Source organism: Agromyces terreus (assembly GCF_009749465.1).
Lineage (GTDB): Bacteria > Actinomycetota > Actinomycetes > Actinomycetales > Microbacteriaceae > Agromyces > Agromyces terreus.
Genome location: NZ_WBIS01000003.1, coordinates 43,046 through 65,528, shown reverse-complemented (window position 1 = coordinate 65,528; position 22,483 = coordinate 43,046). Strand labels below are relative to the sequence as shown.

Here is a 22,483-nt window from a genome sequence, read left to right as displayed (position 1 = left end):
CGCGTGTGGTGAGACTACCCCGGAATCGCGGGAACCGGGAGTGCCGTCGACGGATTCGCAGGCGGCACGCAGGAGACGGGGTCGTCCGGGTCAGCCGCCGGATGCCGCGGAAAGGTTCCGCGGCCGGCGCGCGACGCCCCTCGGCAGTGCGGCGGCCGCGGCCGCGGTGAGCATCGCCAGCCCGGCCCCGCCCGGCACGGCCGCGACGATCGTCTCCGTCCACGCGGTCGTGTCGTACGACTGGGAGCCGACGATGGCCGGCGCGATCTGGAACGCAGCCAGCAGGGTGCCCGGCAGCGTCGCCCCGAGCAGCATCACGCACGCCACGGCCGTCGCCGGCGACGCACGCCACCAGATGGAGGCGAGGATGCCGAGGCCGACGAATCCGATCGCGCCGAGGAACAGCTGCACCGGCAGGAACTGCAGCGGGGATGGGGCGTCGATCAGCCCCGAGAGGAGGGCGTGCAGGCCGGAGACGGCGAAGCCGGCGGCGGTGACTCCGGCGAGCAGGCCGATCAGCCCGTCGACGCTGCCCTCGACGGCCCGGGTCATCGCCATGATGCCGAGCGCCAGGAGGACGGTACCTGCCCCGAACATCTCCGCCGCCGCGCCGAGGTTCTCCCACGGGTCCGCGGGGAACGAGTAGTCGAACCGGTGGTCCTCGACCCAGAGGTCGGTGCGCGTCCACGCATCGCGCGCGACGACCCAGCGCTCGAGGGATGCCGCGAGCTGGAGCCCTGCGGAGACGAGGAAGAGCCCGGCAGCGAGCATCGACCAGCGGACGCGTGCTCGCCGAGGGGCGCGAACCGCGACGCCGGTGCCGCGCGAGCTCACCTCCGACGACCGGCGGCCACGCCGACGGTCACCGTGGCGATGAGCAGCAGGAACAGGAAGAGCAGGAAGCCGAGCACCTGCATGCCCTCGTCTGCGAACAAGATGGCCTCCTCAGCCGTTGCGCGTGCCCACAGCTTCGGCGACCCCGACGGAACCGGCAAGTGCCCGTCAGTGGAGTTCACCGGGAGTTCAGGCCGCCGATCGCGCCGCCCTCCCGGTGCACGGAACGTCAGCCGGCCGACTCGGCGTACTCGAGCGCGACCTTCGCCACCTCGTCGACGTAGTCGTTGTCGTGGTTGTAGGAGAACACCGCGGCCCGCCACCCGTCGACGCTCGTCATCGGGCCGGAGGCGCAGAGGTACCGCGCGGTCGCAAGAGCGGCGTCGTCGATCTGGTTCGGGTCGGCGATGCCGTCGCCGTTCGCGTCGGCGCCCCACTTCGCCCACGTCGAGGGGATGAACTGCATCGGGCCGACCGCGCGATCCCACGTGGTGTCGCCGTCGAAGCGCCCGCCGTCGGTGTCGGCGATCTTCGCCGTATCGCGACCGTCGAGCGCCCGCCCGATGATCGGCGGGCTGGCGCTGCCGTTCTCGTCGAGCACGGTCGACCCGTGGCCGGCGTGGCCGGACTCGATGCGGCCGATCGCCGCGATCGTGGCCCAGTCGAGACCGCAATCGGGCTCTTCGACCGAGCTCAGCACATGCGCGAGCGCGTAGGCGGTGAGGGCGCGCTCGGGGATGCCGGTGGAGGCGGCGACGGTCGCGATCCACTGCTCGTCGATGATCTCGATCGGCGTGGCGCCGGGTGCAGCCCCCGACAGCTCGGTCGGCTCCTCGAGCGGGGCGGGCTCCGCGGCGGCGTCGACCTCGGCCTCGCCGGTGCCGGCAACGGGCTCGGGCAACTCGACCGTCGGCGGCAGCGCCGCGCGCGGTCCGCCCGCGGCGGGCGCCGCGAACCCGCCCGGGTTCGTCGCCGTGCCCATCATGTTGACCGCGACGACCACGCCGACCACGAGCGCGACGACGCCGACCACGGCACCGGTGTACGCGGCCGCCAGACGCAGCACCCGCCAGCCGGTGACCCGCTGCCGCGCAGGGCGAGGGCCGCCGTGCTCGTCGGCGTCGAGGTCGTCGTCCAGGAACATCGTTCGGTGGCTCCGTTCGGGCGGTGGATCAGGGCGTGCCCGCCGGATCGGTCGCCGCCGGCTCGTTCGAACCCGGCGGCGATGACCCGCTCCCTCACCCTACGCGCGCACCGCCCGCGACGCACGGGTTTGCCCCAAGGTGCACGTGGCACCTGCCCGCGCGACCGCGACCGCGACCGGTTCAGCCGACCGCGTCGCCCGCCTCCACGACCGTGAGCCGTTGCGTGGGCCGGGTGAGGGCGACGTAGAGCCGCTTCCACGTCGCCGTGGACACCGCCTCGGGCGCGGGCATCCGCGGCACCGCGACGACGACCGCGTCGAACTCGAGGCCCTTCGCGTCGTCGGGCGTGCCGACCCAGAGCCGGTCGGACCCGCCCTGCGCCGTGGTCTTGCCGACCTCGGCGGCGCGCAGATCGCGCAACGCGCCCAGGACGCCGAGCGGGGCGATCACGCCGACGGTGCCCTCGCTCGCGGCGAGCGCGTCGGCGGCCGCGCGGGCGGTGGCCTCGCCGAGCTCTGCGGGGTCGACGCGCACCACGCGCGGCTCGTGCTCGCCGGCACGGGCCGACGTGGGCTCGGGTGCGTCGGGGTCGACCCGGCGCAGCACCCCGGTCGCGATCCGCATGATGCGCCCCGGCGTGCGGTAGTTGACCGTGAGGTCGGTGCGGTTCCAGCGGGGCACCTGTGGGTCGAGGAGCCCGGCCCAGGTGAAGGGGGCGTCGGTCGCCGTGTACTGGTTCGCGTCGCCGACGAGGGTCATCGAACGGGTCGGGCAGCGTCGGATGAGCGCGCGCAGGAGCATGGGGCTCGTCTCCTGCGCCTCGTCGACGATCACGTGCCCGTAGACCCACTCGCGGTCGGAGCCCGCGCGTTCGGCGGGGGTGCGCCCGTCGCCCGCGGCCTGCCGGTCGGCGAGCGCGGCGGCGCTCACGATGGAGACCGGGGCGCTCACGTGGTCGGCGTCGGCATCGGCGTCGGTGACCATGTCGAGCACGTTCTGCGCGTACTCGACGTCGGTGGCGCGATCGGAACGGGCACTCGCTGCGGCGGCCGCGGCCGGGCGCGGATCGTCGCCGAGCAGTTCGGCGAGTTCGTCGACGAGCGGGATGTCGGCCGGGGTGAGCCCCTGCTCGCGGGGCCGGAGCAGCGCCGAGCGCAGCACGGGGTCGAGACCGGGGAACACGGCGTCGAACCGGTCGGCATCGCCGAACAGCCCGCGCACCATCTCGACGGGATCGAGCAGCGGCCAGAGCTCGTCGAAGAGCTCCTGCACGGCGGGATCCTCGGCCCAGTCGGCCCGGCGCTCCCAGTCCTCCATCGACGACGAGCCGTGCTCCTCGTCTTCGAGCCGGAGGATCTCGGTGAGCAGCGCCTTCTCGAACTTCGGCCTCGCCGCGTTGTGCGGCGTGCCGCCCGACCGGCCGCGGGTGCGCACGCGGTGCAGCATGCGCCCGTCGAGGGTCATCGGCTTCAGGCCGGCCGGGCGCAGCACGCGCGTGCCGCCGCCGGTCGGCACCTGCGCGTCGCGCACCGCCCGCTTCAGCGCGTCGACGATCTCGAGCCGGCCCTTGAACTCGGCCGCCGGGCCGGATTCGGTCGCGGTCGCCGTGACCCCCGGCACGAGGGTGCCCGGCGTGACGAGCACCGCGGAGTCCTCGCCGAGGGAGGGCAGCACCTGGGAGATGTACTCGAGGAACCGCAGGTTCGGCCCGACGATGAGCACGACCGACTTCGACAGCCGGTTGCGGTGCTCGTAGAGCAGGTACGCCGCACGCTGCAGGGCGACCGCGGTCTTGCCGGTGCCGGGCCCGCCCTGCACGACGAGCGTGCCGGCGAGCGGCCCGCGGATGATCGCGTCCTGCTCGCGCTGGATGGTGCCCACGATGTCGCTCATGTGCTGCGAGCGGGGCCGGTCGAGGGCGGCCATGAGCGCGGCATCGCGACCGTCGTCGAGGTCGTCGAGGTCGTCGACGAGCAGCGGCTCGTCGTACACCGCCGTGACGGTGCGGTCGGTCGAGGTGATGCGCCGCCTGGCCTTCAGGCCCTCGCGGTGCAGGGGCGTCGCGGTGTAGAAGGCGCGCGCGACGGGGGCGCGCCAGTCGATGAGCAGCCGCTCGCCGTCGTCGGGGTCGCTCAGGCCGATGCGGCCGATGCGGAACCGCCCGCCCTCGTCGGTCTCGACCCCGCCGAAGAGCAGCCCGTACGACGCCGTCTGCAAGCCCTGGAGCCGCTGCGCGTGGTGGGCGACGAGCGCGTCGCGCTCGGTGAGGTTGAGCCCCTCGCTCGGTCGCCCGAGGGTGGCCCGGAGGTACTCGGTCTCCTGCTCGACGAGCGCGGCGACGACCTCGCGGATGCGGTCGAGCGCCGCCTGCTCCTCGGCGATCGGCGTGGTGGGAAGGCTGCTGCTGATGTCGGTACCCCTCGTGCGGCGGAACCGTCGATTCTACCGGCCCCGGATGCCGCGCCGGCACGCCGGCATCGAGGTCGTCGACGGCGCAGGCGCCCGTGCATCCGCCTGTGAAGTCAATCCCTTTCGACCGGATCTCCGCCCGCCTAGCGTCGGAACCGTACGACGAATCGAAGGAGGACCCATGCCCGGCACCGAGCAGCAGAAGATCATCGAACTCGCGCGCGGCATCCCGTTCGGCTGGCTGACCACCGTGACCGACGACGGCAGGCTGGTCTCCCGCCCGATGTCGCCCCGCGAGGTGACCGACGACGGCGAGATCTGGTACTTCGCCGAACGCGACTCGCGCGACGCGAGCGAGATCTCGGCGAACGCGAACGTGGGCGTGACCCTGAACTCGGGCTCGACCTTCGTCTCCTTCGCGGGCGTCGCAGAGCTCGTCGACGATGCGGCGCGCAAGGACGAGCTGTGGGACGCCGCGGTCGAGGCATGGCTGCCCGACGGCCCGCAGAGCCCGAACGCGATCCTCATCAAGGTCACCGCCGAGTCGGGCGAGTACTGGGACAGCCCGGGCGGACGCCTCGCGACGCTGATCAGCTTCGTCAAGGCGAAGGCGACCGGCGAGCGCTACGAGGGCGGCGAGAACGAGACCGTCACGCTCTGAACAGCGGATGCCTCGCGGCATCCGCCCTGCTTCATCCGCCCCGCGCTACGCGACCCACCACGAACGCAGCGGCAGCCCGCCGTTGCCGCCGTGCTCGTCGGGCCGCACGGCCAGCACCTGGTGCAGCTGGATCCCGCCGGTCTCGAACGCGAGCCGCGAGCCCGCCATGTAGAGCCCCCAGACCTTCGCGGTGGGCAGCCCCACCTCGGCGACCGCGTCGTCCCAGTGCTCGACGAGGTTCGCGCACCAGTCGCGCAGGGTGAGCGCATAGTGGTCGCGCAGGTTCTCCTCGTGCAGCACCTCGAATCCGACGTCCTGCGCCTCGCGGATGATGCGGCCGGAGCCCGTCAGCTCCCCGTCGGGGAAGACGTACCGGTCGATGAATCCGCGCGCCGAGGGCTGCGAGGTGTTGTCGGGGCGGGTGATGCAGTGGTTCAGCAGCAGGCCGCCGGGGCGCAGCCTCGACTCCAGGAAACGGAAGTAGGCGGCGTAGTTCCTCACCCCGATGTGCTCGAGCAGCCCGATCGAGGACACCGCGTCGAATCCGCCCTCGCGGATGTCGCGGTAGTCGCCGTAGCGCACCTCGGCGAGATCGCCGAGACCCTCCTCGTGGATCGCGTGCTTCGCCCACGCCGTCTGCTGCTCCGACAGGGTGACGCCGAGGGCCCGCACCCCGCGGCGGGCGGCGTAGCGCACCATGCCGCCCCAGCCGCAGCCCACGTCGAGCAGCCGGTCGCCGGGCTTCAGCCGCAGCTTCTCGAACACGAGCCGGTACTTGTTCTCCTGCGCCGCGTCGAGCGTGGCGTCGAGGCTCGGATAGCACGCGCACGTGTACGTCATCGAGGGCCCGAGCACCCACTCGTAGAAGGTGTTCGACACGTCGTAGTGGTGGTGGATCGCCTCCGCGTCGCGCGACTTGCTGTGCCGCAGGCCCTCGGCGACCCGGCGCCATCTGGGCGGCACCTCCTGCGGCGGCGGCGCGATCGGGCGCAGGTGCTCCACGCCGATGGAGCGCACGACCTGGGCCATGAGCTTGGGCGGCGGCAGCTTGAAGACGAGCTCGTCCGCGAGCGCCTTCAGCAGCTCGTACGGGTCGCCCGGGTGCACGCCGTGGATCTCGAGGTCGCCCGCGATGTAGGCGCGCGCGAGGCCGAGGTCGCCGCGCCCGGTCGCGACGTAGGTCGTGCCGCGCGGCGTCTTCAGCTCGATCCCGATCGGCGCGTCGATCGGTCCCGCCGAACTGCCGTCGTAGGCGGTGAACCGCAGCGGGAGCCGGCCGCCCGCGAGGATCTCGAGGATCTGCGCGAGCGTGAGCCGGCCCGGTTCGGGCCCGCCCGAGGCATCCGCCCCCCGTGCCGGATCGGGAGATGCCGGATGTCCGGTCGAAGCGCCCCTGGTCGTCGTCATCGTCGTTGCACCGCCTTCGCGTAGAGATCGAGCAGTCGGGAGTCGGGGTCGTAGCGCCGCTTCACGGCGCGGTAGGCGTCGCCGCCGTAGAGCGCGTCGAACTCCTCGCGCCCGTAGAACGCGTCGGAGTAGAGCGACTTGTGCCCGTCGAGGGCGGCGACCTCGCGCTCGATGCGACGGTTCGTCTCCCCCTCGGTCGCGCCCACCGGCACCGTCGACCAGAAGCCGACGTTGACGTAGGTGCTGCGCGGCTCGAGCGGGTACAGCGGCCAGGCGTCATCGCCGCGCAGCCGCAGCGGGCAGAGCCAGATCGGCTCGATCGGCACGTGCTCGAGGAACCAGTCGAGGAACTCGGTGCACCGCCCGATCGGCACCTCGACGTCCTGGATGACGCGTTCGCGGGCGGGCCGCCCCTTCAGCCACTCGAGCCGGTCGCCGATGCCGTACCGCCGTTCGAGCCGCATGAGGGTCGCGTAGGAGCGACTGCGGAGCAACCGACGGGGCCAGAGCCTGCGAACGAGCGGATGCTGCGCGCCGAACGCCTGCGAGCACCAGAACCAGTCGGCATCCCACCGCCAGAGGTAGTCGTGCGCGGTGAGCCGGTCGCGCTTCGCCCCCGCCGCGTGCTGGATGGAGCGGTAGTAGATGCGCCGTCCGGTGCCGTCGCCGACGGGTCCGGATGCCGCGGTCTTCGCGCCGAGGCAGAGGTAGCCCTCGTCGCGGCCGAACACGACGCCGTCGAGGTAGTCGACGCGTGCGCCCTCGAACGCCCCGGTCTCGACGATGCCGCCCATCGTCGCCACGAGCTCGTCGAGGTCGTGGAATCGCAGGTGCGTGAGCGCGACGAACGGCTCGACCGGCTCGAGCTCGATGCGCAGCCGCACCGCGTACCCGAGCGTGCCGTACGAGTTCGGGAAGGCGCGGAACAGGTCGGCGTGCTCGATCGGCGACGCCGTGACGATCTCGCCGTCGCCGGTGAGCACGTCCATCTCGAGCACCGACTCGTGCGGCAGCCCGTTGCGGAACGACGTCGACTCGATGCCGAGGCCGGTCACCGCGCCGCCGAGCGTGATGGTCTTCAGCTGCGGGACGACGAGCGGCGCCAAACCGAACGGCAGGGTCGCGTCGACGAGGTCCTCGTAGGTGCACATGCCCTCGACGTCGGCGGTGCGCGCCCCCGCGTCGACCGAGATCACCCCGGTCAGGCCGGAGGTGTCGAGCCCGGAGGCATCCGTCTTCGCGCGGGTCCGGAAGAGGTTCGAGGTGCGCTTCGCGAGCCGCACCGAGGCGTCGGCGGGCAGGGAGCGGTAGCTCGCGAGCAGGCGTTCGACGCCGGCGGCGTGAGCGGTACGTGCGTCGATCGTTGACGCGGACACGACGCCACGCTAGTCCGCGGCACCCGCGATGTCATCGGCCGGTTCGTCGTCGTGGTCGTGGAGGTGGAGCTCGGAGGGCGAGACCGGCAGCCCGCACCTGCGGCAGTACGCCGCCTTGAGCTCGTCGAAGCGCCGATGCGAGATCTGGTGCTCGGACCCTGATTCCGTCATGCGATTCCCCTCACCCCGGTTCGCGATGCAGTCAGTTCTACACCACCGGACTCGCGTCCGACACGGTCGAGGGCCGGATGCCTCGCGGCATCCGACCCTCGGCGTCCCCCCGGACACGGCGGCGCGAGTCCCCTACGTGCGCCGCTTCGACGTCACCGCGCGCTGCAGCAGCACGAAGATCAGCAGGATGCCGCCGGTGATGATCGTCGTCATCTCGGGCGGGATGCCGCCGTCGCGCGTGATGAGCACGTTCATGAGGCCGAGCACCAGGGCGCCCACCACCGAGCCCAGCACGTAGCCGTACCCGCCCGTCAGGAGCGTGCCGCCGATGACCGTCGCCGCGATGGCGTCGAGTTCCCATCCGATGCCGGTGATGTTCTGCGCGATGCCGAGTCGCGAGGTGTACACCACGGCGGCGACGCCCGAGAGCGTTCCGCTGATCACGTAGACGAGCACCTTCGTGCGCGGGACCGCGAGTCCCATGAGCGCCGAAGAGCTCTCGGATCCGCCGATCGCGTACACCGTGCGCCCGGTGCGGGTGCGGTGCAGCACGAAGAACGCGATCAGCACGACGAGCAGGGCGATGATCACCCCTGGCGTGATGACGACGTCGTTGACCTTCTCGCCGTCGATGACCTTGAACTGCTCGCCGAGCCAGAGGATCGGCGAGTCGTCGGCCAGTCGCTCGGGCTGGGTGCTCAGCAACGCGGCGAGACCGCGTCCGAGGAACATCATCGCGAGCGTCGCGATGAACGGCTGGACGTTGAAGTACTGGATCAGGATGCCGCTCGCGAGGCCCATCGCCGTGCCGATGAGGATCATGAGGACGATCACGACCATCGGGTCCCAGCCGGCGTTCGCGAGCATCACGCCCGCCACGCTCGACAACGCGATGACCGAGCCGACCGAGAGGTCGATGCCGCCGGTCAGGATCACGAACGTCATCGCCACCGCGAGGATGATCAGGTGCGCGTTGTTGATGAAGAGGTTCGACAGCGTGTTGTACTGCACGATGCGGCCGTAGGCCACCTCGCCGTAGACCACCATGCCGATGAAGATCACGATGGCCGCGACCGTGGGCAGCACCGACGGGTTCGAGGCGATGACCCGCTTCACGCGGGACATCAGCTTCGCGAATCCGGATTCGGCATCGGCCGCGCCGGTCTGGGGGGCCTGGGGGTTCTGCACGATGGTCATGCCGACACCTCCTGCTTCTTCGGCTCGGCGGGGAGTGACGGGGTTCGCAGCATCGGGGGCTTGCGTCGTTGCACGAACCAGCCGCGCACCCGATCGGACTGCAGCAGGCAGAGCACGACGATCACGATCGCCTTGAAGGCGGGCGTGGCCGACGACGAGATGCCGAGGAACACGATGGTCTTGTCGAGCGTCGCGATGAGCAGTGCGCCGACGACCGCGCCGCCGATCGAGAACTTGCCGCCGGCGAGGGAGGTTCCGCCGATCACGACCGCGAGGATCGCGTCGAGTTCCATCTGGTAGCCCGTACGCGAGACGTCGACGGTCATCACCGTGCCGACCGACATGATGCCGGCCACGCCCGCGAGCACGGCGCTCAGGATGTAGACGGTCAGCAGCAGCCCGGTCGGCTTGATGCCGGCCATGCGGCTCGCCTTCGGGTTGATGCCGATCGCCTCGATCATGAGGCCGAGGGCGCTGCGGCGCACGACGAGTCCGACGATGATCACGATGATGATCGCGAAGAGGAACACGACGGGAAGGCCGATGACGAAGCCGTTCGCGATCCACCGGAACGGGTCGTTCGTGGCCGAGGTGTTCTGGCCCTCGGTGATGACCTTCGCGATGCCTCGCCCGGCGAGCATCATGATCAGGGTGCTGATGAACGGCTGCAGGCCGATGTAGGCGACGAGCACGCCGTTGATGGCTCCCAGGATCGCGCTCACGAGGAGGGCGAGCCCGATGGCGCCGAGCGCGACGCCGACGGAGCCGGACTGACCGGCATCCTTCATGAACACCATCGCGACCGCGCCCGAGACCGCCATCACGGAGCCGACCGAGAGGTCGATGCCGCCCGTCGCGATGACGAGCGACATGCCGACGGCGATCATCAGGATCGGGGCCGACGCCCGGAGGATGTCGACGACGTTGCCCACGAGGTTGCCGTTGACCGGGTTGACCGACAGGGCCAGATAGTTCGGGTCCTTGATGACGTTCAGGGCGAGGAGCGCGAAGATCGCGATCACTCCCCAGAAGAACGGCTTGCGGATGAGCTCGCGCAGCCAGGTCGTTCGAGCAGCGGTGCTCATGATTCCTCCTCCGCCGAAGCGGGCGTATGCGCGGTGTCCGGGTCGTTGGACGGCTCGACGTCCGCCTCGGCATCGATGATGTCACTCTCGGCGGCCGCCGCGACACCGTGCGCCGCGATCACGTCGACGATCTGCTGGGCCGTGACGCCCGGGCCGTTGACGATCTCGCCGATCTTCTGGTGGTCCTTCAGGACGACGATGCGCTCGCTGAGCCGAACGACCTCCTCCAGCTCGGAGGAGATGAACACGACCGACACGCCGTCCTCGGCGAGCTGGGCCACCGCCTCCTGGATCTCGGCCTTCGCCCCGACGTCGATGCCGCGCGTCGGCTCGTCGAGGATCAGGAGCTCGGGCTTCGTCGCGAGCCAGCGGCCGAGCAGCACCTTCTGCTGGTTGCCGCCGGAGAGGTTCTTGATGAGCCGGTTGGGGTCGGCGGGCCGCACGTTGAGCGCGGTGATGTACTTCTCGACGAGCTCGTCCTGCTCCTTGCGCGGGATCGGCCGGGCCCAGCCGCGTTCGGCCTGGATCGCGAGGATCATGTTCTCGCGCACGGTGAGATCGGCGACGATGCCCTCGTCGCGACGGTTCTCCGTCGAGAAGGCGATGCGCTTGCCGAGGCCGTCGGCGGGGTTCTTGAGGTCGACCCGCTTGCCGTGCAGGGTCAGTTCTCCTTCTCCGGCGCGATCGGCGCCGTACAGGAGCCGGGCGAGCTCGGTGCGACCCGAGCCGAGGAGCCCGGCGAATCCGACAACCTCGCCCGTGTGGATGTCGAGGTCGGTGGGCTCGATCGAGCCCTGGCGCCCCAGGCCCTTCGCCGCGAGGAGCGGCGCCTCGGCGTCATAGTCGCGCTGCTCGACGCGGCGGTTGCCGCCGAGCGAGGAGAGCGCGCCGAGGTCCTTGCCGATCATCTTCGAGATCAGGGCGTGGCGATCGAGGTCGCGGGTCAGGTACTCGCCCTCGTACCTGCCGTTGCGGAGGATCGTGAGGCGGTCGCTGATCGCGTAGATCTGGTCGAGGAAGTGGGAGACGAACAGGATGGCGACGCCCTGGTCGCGGAGCGTCCGCATGACGGCGAACAGGCCCTCGACCTCGGCCGCGTCGAGGCTCGAGGTGGGCTCGTCGAGGATGAGCACCTTCGCCTTGACGGCCATCGCCCGGCTGATCGCGACGAGCTGCTGCATGGCGATCGAGAGGGTCGACAGCGGCTTGTGGGTGTCGAGATACTCCAGGCCGAGCTTGGCGAGGGCGTCGGTCGCAGCGGCGTGGGTCGCACGCCAGTTGACGCCGAATGTGCCGCGGATCTCGTGGCCGAGCATCACGTTCTCGCCGATCGAGAGGTTCGTGACCAGGTTGACCTCCTGGTACACGGTCGAGACGCCGGCGCTCTGCGCGTCGCGCGTGCCGTGGAACTGCCGCTCCTGGCCCGCGACGATGATCGATCCGCCGTCGATCTTGTAGACGCCGGTGAGGGCCTTGATCAGCGTCGACTTGCCGGCGCCGTTCTCACCCATCAGGGCGTGGACCTCGCCCTGGAAGAGGCGGAAGTCCACCCCGTCCAGCGCCTTGACGCCCGGGAACTCGATGGAGATGTCGCGCATCTCCACGATGGGCAGTGGTTCGGTCATGGCATTCGCATCCTGTGCTTCGACCGCTTCGCCGCGGCCGGCCGTTCAATGGATCGGTGCGGGGCCGCTCGAGGAGCAGGCCCCGCACCGGGTGCGTCGCGCGTCGCGCCGGGGCGACGACGCGTTCAGCCGATCAGTACTTGCGGTCGGCGAGCACGGCCTGCGCCGCCTCGGCCGAGTCGAACGCCTCGCTCGGGACGATGATGTACGAGTCCACCGACTCGCCGTCGAGCGTCTTGTTCACGACGTCGAGGGCGGTGTCGCCGAACAGCGGGTTGTACTCGTGCACGTAGCTGAGCTGGCCGTCGGCGAGCGCCTGCATGGCGGCCTTCGTGCCGTCGATCGTGGCGATCTTGACGTCGACGCCCGGCTCGAGGCCGGCCTCTTCGACGGCCTGTGCGGCGCCGAGGCCCATCTCGTCGTTCTGCGCGAAGATGAGCTGCACGTCGTTGCCGTTGGCCTTGAGGAGCGTCTCGGTGACGCTCTTGCCCTCTTCGGCCGACCAGTTGGCGGTCTGCGCGGCGACCTGCACGAGCGCCGAACCCTCGACCGACTCGTTCCAGCCCTCGTTGCGCTCGTTCACCACGCCGACGCCCGCGGGGCCCTCGAGCGTGATGTAGTTGCCGCCGTCGGGGAACTGCTCGACGGCCCAGGCGCCGACCTCCTTGGCGACCTCGACGTTGTCGGGGGCGATGCGGGTGACGTAGAGGCTCGTGTCGTCGGGCTCGATGCCGCGGTCGAGCAGGATCACGGGGATCTCCGCCTCCTGAGCGCGCTCGAGGGAGTCCTCCCAGCCGGATGCCTCGGTCGCCGAGAGCAGGATCACGTCGACGCCCTCGTCGACGAACGACGTGAACGCGTCGATCTGCGACTTCTGGTCGAGGTTGGTCGCGGGAGCGTACTTGAGGTCGAACCCGGCATCCTTCGTGAAGGTGTCCTGGATGTTCGTCTCGTTCGCCTCGCGCCACGCGCCCTCGGGGCCGACCGCGACGAAGCCGACCGTGGTGAGCTCGCCCGAGTCGCCGCCCGACTCCGAGCCGCCGTCGCCGCCGCTCGAGCACGCGGCGAGGCCGACGGTGAGTGCGCCGACGGCCGCCAGGCCGAGGAACTTCGAGAATCGCCTCTGAACTGACATGAGATCTCCTCCTTGAGACCCGGCACTCGTGCGCCGGTGTTTTCCGCTGAGCGGATTCCGCTGATGGATTCCGCTGTGCGGATTCCGAGTGATTGCAGCACGCCCGAGGCGTGCTCGCAGCGATGTTACCGGGAACAAAGTTTGCGGCGCAAGACAAATGTTCCCGGAAACATAACCATTCGGAAACGGTCTCGGGACCCTCCGGTCTCAGGTCAGGCGTCGTCCTCGTCGTCGGCCGCGATCATCTCGATGATCGTGTCCACGCTGAGCCCCGGCCCGTTGCTCACCTCGCCGATCTTGCGGCGGTCCTTGAGGATCGCGATGCGGTCGCTCAACCGCACGACCTCGTCGAGCTCGGAGGAGATGAACACCACCGCCATGCCGCCCCTCGCCAACTCGGCGATGCGCGCCTGGATCTCGACCTTCGCGGCGATGTCGATGCCGCGGGTGGGCTCGTCGAGAACCAGTACGTGCGGGCGGGTTGCGAGCCACCGGGCGAGGAGCACTTTCTGCTGGTTGCCGCCGGAGAGCTGCCGCGCCGGTGCGTCGAGGCTCGGCGCGACGATGTCGAACGATTCCACGAACCGCTCGACGAGGGCGTCGCGCTCGGCGTTCGAGATGGGTCTCGCCCAGCCGCGGATCGCCTGGAGGGCGAGCACGATGTTCTCGCGGACGCTGAGCTCCTCGATGATGCCGCCCTCACGACGATCCTCGCTCGCGAACGCGATCCGATGCCGCAAGGCCGCCGCCGGATTCGGGAGCCCGACCGTGCGGCCGTCGATCAGGAACGTGCCGGAGTCGCTGCGCGCGACACCGGCCAGCAGCTGGCCGAGCTCGGTCCGGCCCGAACCGCGCAGTCCGCCGAGGCCGACGACCTCGCCGCCGTACAGTTCGAAGTCGGTCGCCGCGAACTCGCCGCGTCGGCCGACCCCGACCGCACGGAAGACCGGGGTTCCGGTGGGCTCGACGCGGTGCGCGCGGCGATCCGATCCGATTCGGCGCAGCTCGGTGAGCTCCTTGCCGATCATCTTCGAGATGAGCACGGCGCGGTCGAGCTCACGCGTCGCGTACTCCCCCTGTCCGTGGCCGTCGCGGAGCACGGTGATGCGGTCGCTGAGGGCGTAGACCTGCTCGAGGTAGTGCGAGACGAAGAGGATCGCGACGCCCTGATCGCGCAGGCGCCGCAGCGCCCGGAACAGGGTCGCGACCTCATCGGCATCGAGGCTCGACGTCGGCTCGTCGAGCACGAGCACCTTGGGGTGGGTCACCATCGCGCGGGCGATGGCGACGAGCTGCTGGATGGCGGGCGACAGCGTCGCCACCGCCCGCCGCGGATCGAGCTCGCCGAGACCCAGCTCCTCGAGCACGGCCGAGGCGCGGCGCCGGGTCGCAGCCCAGGAGATGCCGAACCAGCGACGCTCCTCGTGGCCGATCATCACGTTCTCGGCGATGGAGAGATTGCCGCACAGATCGACGTCTTGGAAGGCCGCGGCGACGCCTGCCGCCTCGGCCTCCGCCGGCCCCGCGAGCACGACCGGCTCTCCGTCGATGCGCACCTCGCCGCCGCCGATGCGGTAGGCCCCGCTCAACGCCTTCACCAGCGAGGACTTGCCCGCGCCGTTGCCGCCCATGAGCGCATGCACCTCGCCGGCGAACAGGCGAAGGTCGACCTCGTGCAGCACGGTCGTGCCGCCGATGTCGACGGTGATGCCCGTCATCTCGACGACCGGGCGCGTGGAGGCATCCGTGGTCATGATGCCCTCGGAGGCGCGGTCGACGAGCGCACGACGAGCTCGCTGGGGATCTTCGAGCGCTGCGGGATCGCCCGGCCCTCGAGGGCTGCCCGCAGCACCTCCATCGCCTTGACGCCGAGCGCGTGGAAGTCCTGCGTCACCGTCGTGAGCGGCGGAATGGCGTGACGGGACAACGGCAGGTCGTCGAAGCCGACGACGCTCACGTCCTCTGGAACCCGGATCCCGCGGTCGTGGAAGCCGTGGACGACGCCGAAGGCCATCTCGTCGTTCGCGACGAACATCGCCGTGTACTCGGGCACGCTGCTGAATCCGGCGGCGTAGTCGTAGCCGAAGTCGGCCGTCCAGTCGCCGACGACGATCGGGCGCGCCTTGAGGCCCCACTGCTCGATGCGCGCGTGGAACGCCCGCTCGCGTCCCCGAGCGTCGAGCCAGTCGAGCGGACCGGCGAGGTGGAGGATGTCGCGGTGTCCGAGCGCGACGAGGTGATCGACCGCGAGCGTCGTGCCGAGCTGCTGGTCGACGCTGACGGTGAGGAAGGTCGGGTCCTTGGCGGCCTTGACGACGAGCACCGGGACGTCGATCGAGATACGGCGGAGTGCCGACACCGATGAGGAACGAGGAGCGACGATGCACAGTGCGTCGACGCCCTCGGCGATGAGGTGGCCGACCGCAGCTTCGGGCGTGAGGTTCGCGTCATCCTGCATGGCCACCGAGGCCACCGAGTACCCCCCGGATCGCGCGGCCGATTCGATGCCCCGCAGAGTGCTCGTCGGCCCGAACTCGACCGAGCTGTCGACGATCACTCCGATGCGCTGCGTGCGCTGCGTCGCGAGCGCCCGAGCCGCGCTGTTGGGCTTGAAGTCGAGCTGCTGGATGACGTCCATGACCCGCTGGCGCGTGGCCGGGCGGATGTTCGGGTGGCCGTTGAGCACGCGGGAGACCGTCATGTGGGAGACGCCGGCGAGTACGGCGACCTCGCGGATGCCGAGCTTCTCGGGGCGTTCCCCGCTCTCGACGTCACTCACCACCGGTCTCCTGTCTCGCAGCATCGCCGCCGCTCAGGTACCCGGGAATCCGAACGCCGACCTCGACCGCTCCACGACCGGTCGACGGGGAACAGCCTATTCGCTCGGCGCCCGGGTGGGAGCCCTACCGGATCAGCGCCAGTCGACGCAAGCGACGGCGCACCCGACACGGCCGAGGGCCGGATGCCTCGCGGCATCCGGCCCTCGGGTTCGCAGCCGGGCAGGCGCCCGGCCGCATGGGCGGCGATCAGAACGTGAACTGCACGCTCTGCTCGCTGTTCTCGTGGTTGTTGATGTTCGGCTCCACGATCGTTTGCTGCTTCTGCTGGCGCTCCCCGGCGGAGGTCGCCGCGAAGCTGTACGTGCCGGGCAGCATCTGGGCCTCGACGACGAGCGGGTTGCCCGCGCTCGCGGTCGTGATCGGCCGCCAGCTGCCGGCGTAGTACGACGCCGACCCGGTGCCGGGCAGGTCGAGCGCCGTGCCGACGCCGTCCTGCAGCTCGATCTTCACGAGCGCAGCGTGGAAGTAGACGCTCTGCACGCTGTTGGCGCTCCCGGTGAGGTCGGGCACCTTGACCGTCTGCTGCTTCTGCTGGCGCGTGCCGTTGTACGTCGCCGCGAAGCTGTACGTCCCGGGCAGCATCTCGGCCTGCACCATGGCGCGGTTGTTGGTGTTCACGCCGGTGATCGGCTGCCAGCTTCCCGCGTAGTACGAAGCGGAACCCTTGCCCGGGATGTCGAGCGCAGCACCCGTGCTGCTCTGCAGCACGAGGTTCACGAGCGCCGTCCGGAACGGCACCGTCTGCGGTTCGGTCGAGGCGATGACGACCTGCTTCTGCTGGCGGGTGCCGTTGTAGACCTGCGCGAAGCTGTACGTTCCGGGCTTCAGGCTGATCTGCACGCGCGCCTCGTCGGTCGGGTCGGCGTCGGTGACCGCGGTCCACTTGCCGTTCAGGTAGACCGAGGTCGACCCGCCGGCCAGGGTCCGGCCGCTGTGGGACTGCAGCTCCACCGTCACGAGGGACTCCGTCGCCGGTGCCTCCTCGACCACGATCGTGAGCTCGACCGAGCCGGTCGTCGCCTGTCCGTTGCGGTCGACGCCCTCGGCGGTCAGGGAGATGGGGCCCGCCGCCGCGCCCTCGGGAACCGAGAACTCGAACGTCGCGACGCCGACGGCGTCGACCTCGGCCTCGGCGACCTGCGTCGAACCGAGCTTCAGCGTGGCCGAGCTGCCCGGGTCGCCGCCCGTGAACGAGCCGGTCACGACCTGCCCGGGCTCGACCGCGTCGGGGTCGACGCCGCCGTCGAGGGCGATCGTCAGCGGGGTCGGCTCAGGAGCGGGAGCGGCGGCGACGCCGAACGAGAAGACGTGCACGCTCGCGTTCGAAGTCAGCCGCACCGCCGCGATCGACTTGGTCGGGTCGACGTCGACGCTGTTCGAGTAGACGACGTAGTCGAGGCCGAAGTTCGCCGGCCCCTTCGGGGTGTTGCGGTACTTCGTGACGAGTTCGGGCTGGGCGCCGAACGTGGCCCCCTGCTCCGGGGAGTCCATCTTCCAGTTCGGGAACCCGAGCGTGCGCTGCTCGGACGTGCCGTCGTGGTAGTAGACCGTGACCTCTCCGGATGCCTCGCGCTGACCTGCCCCGAGGAACACGATTCGTTCGCCGAACTGGTGGCCGGGCACCCGGATCAGGGCTCCCGAGCCGGCCACGTTGTCGGGCTCGCCCGGGTTCACGTCGGGCCAGACCAGCGAGGCGCCGTCGACGTCGAGCGCAGCGCCGGGCGTCGCGCCCAGCTCGGCGAGCGCGTTCGCCGAGTAGCTGTTGCCTGCGCCGTCGAAGTTCGCCGTCTTCGTGGCGTCGTCGGCGCTGATGACGGTGCTGTTGAACGCCTCCGCCAGCGAGGCGTAGGTGTGCTCGGCGATCACCGTCGTGCCGGCGGTGAGGGCGCGGTCCGTGCCGGCGAAGGTGAACTCGGCCGTGGCGGTCACGGGAACCGTGGTGGTGCCGGCAGGAAGGGAATCGGGCGGCGTCAGCGTGAACGAGACCGTCTTGTCGGAGTCGGCCGCGAGCGTCGCGATCGTGCGCGCGGCGGGGGCCACGCCCCATCCGGTCGGCACCGTCAGCGAGACGGCGACGTCGTGCACCGCGGCCGCGCCGGCGTTGCTCAGCGACACCGAGACCGGGTAGTCGCCGTCGGCGTCGACGATGCTCGACTGCGCCCCGACGGTCACGCTCGGCATCACGTCCGCATCCGCTCCGGCGCTGACCCGGTAGATCACGGTTCCGTGTGCGGGAACGGTCGCCTGGATGGATCCGGTGGTCGAGGTCTCCTCGCCCGTGACGAGATCCTTCAGCGTGTAGGCATCCGCGGGATTCGCTGCGGTCATGCCGGTCGTCGTGAGATCGGTCGTGATGGTGCGCTGCGACTCGCCCTTGTTGAAGAGCACGACCGCCTGGTCGCCGTTGGCCAGCGGCCGGGCGAGCACGTCGTAGCCGTCGCCCTGCTGCACGACGGTGCCCTGCTTCGCGAGCGGGTCCTGGTTGACGGCGATGATGTCCTCGTTGCTGAGGATCGCGAGCGCCTCGGGCGACATGTCGGCCACGTTCGTGCTGATGAGCAGGGGCGCCGCCATCGCGGCCCAGAGGGTGAACTGCGTCTGCTGCTCGACGAGGGGCAGGGTGCTGCCGACCATGAGCATGTCGGCGTCGTTCCAGTGGCCCTTGCTCTGCGAGCCGCTGAGGATGACGTTCGGCTCGTAGGTCTTCGCGATGCTCGCCCAGCTGATACCGGCGTCGCGGGCGGTGCGCCAGAGCTGGCCGTAGTGCGGCGTCCATTCCATCGCGTCCGCGTAGGCGACGCTGTTGTAGCCGCACTGCGCCGCGATCGAGGCGGGCGCCGAGACGGCGAGGATCATGTCACGCCCGGTGTCGATGATCGCCTGCGCGGCCTCGCGGAATCGGCCCTCGTACATGCGCGAGATGGTCGTGTTGTCGCAGTTCTGCTTGATCTCGGTGTTGCCGGCAGCGCCGCAGATGTCCATCTTGATGTAGTCGACGCCCCAGTCGGCGAAGGTCTGCATGTCGATGTCGTAGTAGCCGTCGCTCGCCGGGCGGCCCTTGCAGGTCACGGGTGACGCGGCCGAGTAGATGCCGAACTTCAGCCCCTTCGAGTGGATGTACTCGCCGAGCCAGGCGATGCCGTGCGGGAAGGTCACCGGGTCGTTCTGGAGGCGGCCGTCGGCGTCGCGGGTCGCGCCCTCCCAGCAGTCGTCGAGGTTGATGTACTCGTAGCCGGCGTCCTTCAGGCCCGACGAGACGATGTAGTCGGCGACCTCGACGATCAGGTCCTCGTTGACGTTGCACTTGTAGCTCAGCCACGCGTTGAAGCCCATCGGCGGCGCCGGCGAGAGGTCGGCCGAGTAGGTGCCGCCGTAGTAGTCGGTGTCCTCGGCGGCGGCCGCCGGCTGCACCGTTCCCAGCATGGCGGCCCCGACGGCGAACACGGTCAGGGCTGCCGTGATGACGCGACGGAGGGCCCCCTGCCCCTTCCGCTGGCGTCTCGGCGTCTCGTGGAGCATGGGCATGTGACTTCCTCGTCTTCCGTAGATGATCGTGACGTGCAGGGAATCTGATCGAACTTGCATCTTTGGTACGGTGGCGAGCATATTGCATCAGAAATGACCGAAACAAGACCGAATGGGAGTTTGTTTTCTCCGGATTCGCGGGCGGCGCCCCTGGGTGGCGCGGCGAGCCGCAGGGGGCCGTTCGGCGCGCGCTCGCACGCTCGATTCCGGGTCTGATCAGCGCCCGAGGCGAGCGAGACGCCCGGCGCGCGCGAGGCGCGGAGGCGGGCGGCGGTCAGCCCCGCGGCGTCCATCCCGACGGCAGCGGTCCGTCGATCTCGGCGCGTTCGAGGTCGGCCGCCGCAGACCAGCCCTGCGCGGCATCCGTCGTCTCGAAGCCGCCGCGCGCGACCCGGAACCCGACGTCGTCGTGGTGCATGCGCGGCGCTCCCCCGCGGCGCACCGACGCGCGCACGCTCCACGCGTCGTCGGCGAACCCGCCGCCGCGGAACACCCGGTACTCGTCGTAGCGGGCCGGATCGAGCAGGTCCCAGCACCATTCCCACACGTTGCCGAGGGTGTCGAAGAGCCCGTTGAGGTTCGGATGCTTCCCGCCGACGTTCTGCGGATGCGCCACGCCGTCGGCGCTCGTCCAGGCGATCTCCTCGAGCGGGCCGTAGTGGGGGCGGGTCGAGCCCGCGCGGCACGCGAACTCCCACTCGGCCTCGGTCGGCAGCCGGAACCCGTCGGAGTCGACATGCCAGGTGACGTCCTCGCCGTCGTAGGTGTAGGCGGGCTCGAGCCCCTCCCACTCGGATGCCGCGTTGCAGAACCGGATCGCCCGCAGCCAGCTCACGTCGGTCGCCGGCCGCCGCGGGTGCGTGGCCGTCTCGCCGAGCAGTTCGGCGAGCTGCTCCTGCGTCACCGGGAACACGCCGATCTCGAACGGCTCGAGCTCGACGCTCCAGCGCACCTTGCGCCGCGCGTCGTGCAGGCCCACGGTGCCGCCCGCGATGCGCGCCATCTCGATGTCCGTCACCGGGGCAGTCTCGCACGGCCCGGCGACGACGCGCCCGCCTCAGTCGTGCGACGCGCGCAGCGCGTCGGCCGCGGCCCGAGCCTCCTCGGCGGCACGCACGGCCTCGTCGCGTTCGCGTTCGCGTTCGTCGGCCGCGCGTTGGGCGTCGGCGAGCGCACGCTCCGCGTCGGCGAGACGCTGTTCGGCATCGGCCAACGCCTGTCGCAGCTCGTCGCGAGCGACGGCGGCCTCGTCGAGCGCGGCTTGCGCATCGTCCAAGCGAGCGGATGCCTCGTGCTCGGCATCCTCGGCGACCGTCGCCGCCCGCTCGGCGTCGGCGATCGCGGCGGCGCGCCTCGCGGCCTCGGCCTCGTCGGCCTGCCGCTGCTTCTTCGCACGGCGTTCGCCGACCTCGTCGCGCGGGGCCGCGCCCGGCGCCCCGTTCGGCGCCGCGCCCGGCGCCCCGTTCGGCGCGTCGCCGGCCGACCATGCGGCCACGGCGTCGCGGAGATCCACCTCGGTGCCGACCGCCTCGAGCCCGCGCACGAGCCGGCCGGTGCGCACGGCGTCGGCGGCGGAGGCATCCGTCATCGCCGCCTGGAGCGTGTCGGCGACGTCGTCGATCACGGGCGCGCGCACCGGATGCCCGGCGGCTTCGGCGAGCGCACCCGCCTGCTGCGCGAGCGCACGCACGACCGCCCGCCGCTGCTTCGCGAGCGCCACGAGGGCGGATGCATCGACCTCGGCCTGCGCCTCGCGCAACCGGGCGCCGAGGTCGAGGAGCTGCTCGAGCTCGTCGCGGCGCTCGCGCGCGAGGCGGTTCACCAGCCACGCCGCGGCCGAGGGGCGGCGGAGCTCGCCGACGCCCTTCGCGAGCAGCCGGTCGCCGCCCCGCAACCCCTGCACTCGGGAGTTGCGAGCCGCGGTGAACTCCGCGGGCGGCAGCTCGTACAGCTCGTTCGCGATGTCGACGAAGGTCTCGCCCATGGTCAGGCGATACGCCTGCTCTGCAGCCATTCCACGAGTGCGCGGCGCGCCACTTTCGAGGTGCTGACCCCCTCGGCCTCCGCGATCTGGTCGATCTCTTCCCGAACCTCGTCGGGGAGCCGAATGGTGAGCGGCTTCGCGTGGGTGCCGTCGCCGTTCAGGGACTTGCCGCCCGGAACGAGATTCGCGCGGCGCACGTCGGCCACGATCCGGTCGACCCGATCATCGGTCAGCGCCTCGCCTCGGTAGATCACGTCTTCGGTCTCGACGCTCGCGACGGTCGGCCGCTCGGGCAACTCGAACCGCCGACGGCTGTTCGCGCTCATGGGTTCCTCCTGTAGGCCGTGGGCATCGCGTGAATGATGGTCCAACCGTCGCGACGGTCGTCGGGAACCAGAACCAGTTCCAACTCGACGCCTCGATCGTCGATACCGATGACCCGCACGGCGTCTCCTCCCTCGCTTCGAGCGACTTCATGCGCGAGCGCAGCGATCATGTGTCGCACTCCCACCCGGTGCCGGCGGGCGGATCGCGCAATCCTGATGGCCTCGTTCATTCGTCGAGCATGTCAGACACCACCGACAGTACTCCCGCTCGTTCCCAGTGGCAACGCCCGACGAGCGCCGCCGACGAACCAGCCGCGCGCGGCACCGTCACACCGACGCCGTGCGGATCCGCACCTCGCGCTCCATGCGCTTCTCGTGCCGCTGCCGCCCCTTGATCGCCTCGGCCTCGCGGGTCTTCGGCGGGGCGTTCGTGACCAGTTGGTCGAGCATGCGCCGAGTGGCCTCGGCGATCTCGTCGATCGCGCGATCGAACGCCTCGGTGTTCGCGCGCGACGGCTTCGTCGAGCCGCTGACCTTGCGCACGAACTGGAGGGCGGCTTCGCGCACCTCGTCGTCGGTGGTGGGCGGCTCGAAGTTGTGGAGGCAGCGGATGTTGCGGCACATGCCCCAGACGATACGCGCGTGCGGCCCGGATGTCTCGGGCCGGTGCCGCTCAGCGGGCGACCGGGTCGCATCATCGGCCTCGTTGTGCCGACCGGGCCGACCTGCGACGCTGGAACGAGCATCAGACGGGCAACACGTC

The 22,483-nt window shown here is 70.7% G+C and carries 19 protein-coding genes; 1 reads left to right on the top strand and 18 read right to left on the bottom strand.

Features of this window, described 5'->3' with window-relative positions:
- Positions 1-90: 90 nt before the first annotated feature.
- The 3 genes from GQQ92_RS08875 to GQQ92_RS08865 all read right to left on the bottom strand — a co-directional run bounded on the left by GQQ92_RS08875 (position 91) and on the right by GQQ92_RS08865 (position 4,196).
- Positions 91-771, bottom strand: a complete 681-nt coding sequence (locus tag GQQ92_RS08875; RefSeq protein WP_156998898.1) for a hypothetical protein — start codon at positions 769-771, stop codon at positions 91-93.
- A 292-nt stretch (positions 772-1,063) separates the two neighbouring features.
- Positions 1,064-1,978: a lytic transglycosylase domain-containing protein gene (locus GQQ92_RS08870; protein WP_232057597.1), complete on the bottom strand. Its 915-nt coding sequence runs from the start codon at positions 1,976-1,978 to the stop codon at positions 1,064-1,066.
- A gap of 181 nt (positions 1,979-2,159) precedes the next feature.
- The gene (locus tag GQQ92_RS08865; protein ID WP_156998897.1) at positions 2,160-4,196 is read right to left on the bottom strand and encodes a HelD family protein; all 2,037 of its coding nucleotides are present in this window, start codon (positions 4,194-4,196) and stop codon (positions 2,160-2,162) included.
- A 373-nt stretch (positions 4,197-4,569) separates the two neighbouring features.
- Between GQQ92_RS08865 and GQQ92_RS08860 the strand changes: the two genes are divergently transcribed.
- A complete protein-coding gene (locus GQQ92_RS08860) occupies positions 4,570-5,049 on the top strand; it encodes a pyridoxamine 5'-phosphate oxidase family protein (protein ID WP_156998896.1) in 480 nt (159 codons plus the stop codon).
- 45 nt (positions 5,050-5,094) lie between these two features.
- On the opposite strand, the gene GQQ92_RS08855 is transcribed toward GQQ92_RS08860, so the two are convergent.
- The 15 genes from GQQ92_RS08855 to GQQ92_RS08785 all read right to left on the bottom strand — a co-directional run bounded on the left by GQQ92_RS08855 (position 5,095) and on the right by GQQ92_RS08785 (position 22,344).
- Positions 5,095-6,456: a class I SAM-dependent methyltransferase gene (locus tag GQQ92_RS08855; RefSeq protein WP_156998895.1), complete on the bottom strand. Its 1,362-nt coding sequence runs from the start codon at positions 6,454-6,456 to the stop codon at positions 5,095-5,097.
- Positions 6,453-7,832 carry an FAD-binding oxidoreductase gene (locus tag GQQ92_RS08850; RefSeq protein ID WP_156998894.1) on the bottom strand — a complete coding sequence of 460 codons (1,380 nt, stop codon included), beginning with the start codon at positions 7,830-7,832 and terminating at the stop codon, positions 6,453-6,455. Before GQQ92_RS08850 ends, GQQ92_RS08855 begins: the two co-directional genes overlap by 4 nt.
- A gap of 9 nt (positions 7,833-7,841) precedes the next feature.
- Positions 7,842-8,003 carry a hypothetical protein gene (locus GQQ92_RS08845; protein ID WP_156998893.1) on the bottom strand — a complete coding sequence of 54 codons (162 nt, stop codon included), beginning with the start codon at positions 8,001-8,003 and terminating at the stop codon, positions 7,842-7,844.
- Positions 8,004-8,135: 132 nt separating this feature from the next.
- A complete protein-coding gene (locus tag GQQ92_RS08840) occupies positions 8,136-9,200 on the bottom strand; it encodes an ABC transporter permease (RefSeq protein WP_372493354.1) in 1,065 nt (354 codons plus the stop codon).
- Positions 9,197-10,285 carry an ABC transporter permease gene (locus GQQ92_RS08835; protein ID WP_156998892.1) on the bottom strand — a complete coding sequence of 363 codons (1,089 nt, stop codon included), beginning with the start codon at positions 10,283-10,285 and terminating at the stop codon, positions 9,197-9,199. Before GQQ92_RS08835 ends, GQQ92_RS08840 begins: the two co-directional genes overlap by 4 nt.
- On the bottom strand, positions 10,282-11,910 hold the full coding sequence (locus GQQ92_RS08830; protein WP_156998891.1) for a sugar ABC transporter ATP-binding protein: 1,629 nt from the start codon (positions 11,908-11,910) through the stop codon (positions 10,282-10,284). Before GQQ92_RS08830 ends, GQQ92_RS08835 begins: the two co-directional genes overlap by 4 nt.
- A 133-nt stretch (positions 11,911-12,043) precedes the next feature.
- Positions 12,044-13,045 carry an ABC transporter substrate-binding protein gene (locus tag GQQ92_RS08825; RefSeq protein WP_156998890.1) on the bottom strand — a complete coding sequence of 334 codons (1,002 nt, stop codon included), beginning with the start codon at positions 13,043-13,045 and terminating at the stop codon, positions 12,044-12,046.
- A 212-nt stretch (positions 13,046-13,257) separates the two neighbouring features.
- The gene (locus GQQ92_RS08820; protein ID WP_156998889.1) at positions 13,258-14,799 is read right to left on the bottom strand and encodes a sugar ABC transporter ATP-binding protein; all 1,542 of its coding nucleotides are present in this window, start codon (positions 14,797-14,799) and stop codon (positions 13,258-13,260) included.
- Positions 14,796-15,824, bottom strand: a complete 1,029-nt coding sequence (locus tag GQQ92_RS08815; RefSeq protein ID WP_232057596.1) for a LacI family DNA-binding transcriptional regulator — start codon at positions 15,822-15,824, stop codon at positions 14,796-14,798. Before GQQ92_RS08815 ends, GQQ92_RS08820 begins: the two co-directional genes overlap by 4 nt.
- A gap of 247 nt (positions 15,825-16,071) precedes the next feature.
- Positions 16,072-19,410: an NEW3 domain-containing protein gene (locus GQQ92_RS08810; RefSeq protein WP_197738172.1), complete on the bottom strand. Its 3,339-nt coding sequence runs from the start codon at positions 19,408-19,410 to the stop codon at positions 16,072-16,074.
- Positions 19,411-19,684: 274 nt separating this feature from the next.
- Positions 19,685-20,428 (bottom strand): formylglycine-generating enzyme family protein, encoded by a 744-nt coding sequence (locus GQQ92_RS08805; protein WP_197738171.1) that lies wholly within the window; start codon positions 20,426-20,428, stop codon positions 19,685-19,687.
- Positions 20,429-20,467: 39 nt separating this feature from the next.
- Positions 20,468-21,424, bottom strand: coding sequence for a transposase (locus tag GQQ92_RS08800; protein ID WP_156998886.1), 957 nt, complete (start codon positions 21,422-21,424; stop codon positions 20,468-20,470).
- Positions 21,397-21,720: a ribbon-helix-helix protein, CopG family gene (locus GQQ92_RS08795; RefSeq protein ID WP_156998885.1), complete on the bottom strand. Its 324-nt coding sequence runs from the start codon at positions 21,718-21,720 to the stop codon at positions 21,397-21,399. Before GQQ92_RS08795 ends, GQQ92_RS08800 begins: the two co-directional genes overlap by 28 nt.
- Positions 21,717-21,950, bottom strand: coding sequence for a hypothetical protein (locus tag GQQ92_RS08790; protein ID WP_156998884.1), 234 nt, complete (start codon positions 21,948-21,950; stop codon positions 21,717-21,719). The genes GQQ92_RS08795 and GQQ92_RS08790 overlap by 4 nt, the downstream gene beginning before the upstream one ends.
- 97 nt (positions 21,951-22,047) lie before the next feature.
- Positions 22,048-22,344, bottom strand: coding sequence for a DUF2277 domain-containing protein (locus tag GQQ92_RS08785; protein WP_156998883.1), 297 nt, complete (start codon positions 22,342-22,344; stop codon positions 22,048-22,050).
- Positions 22,345-22,483: the final 139 nt, after the last annotated feature.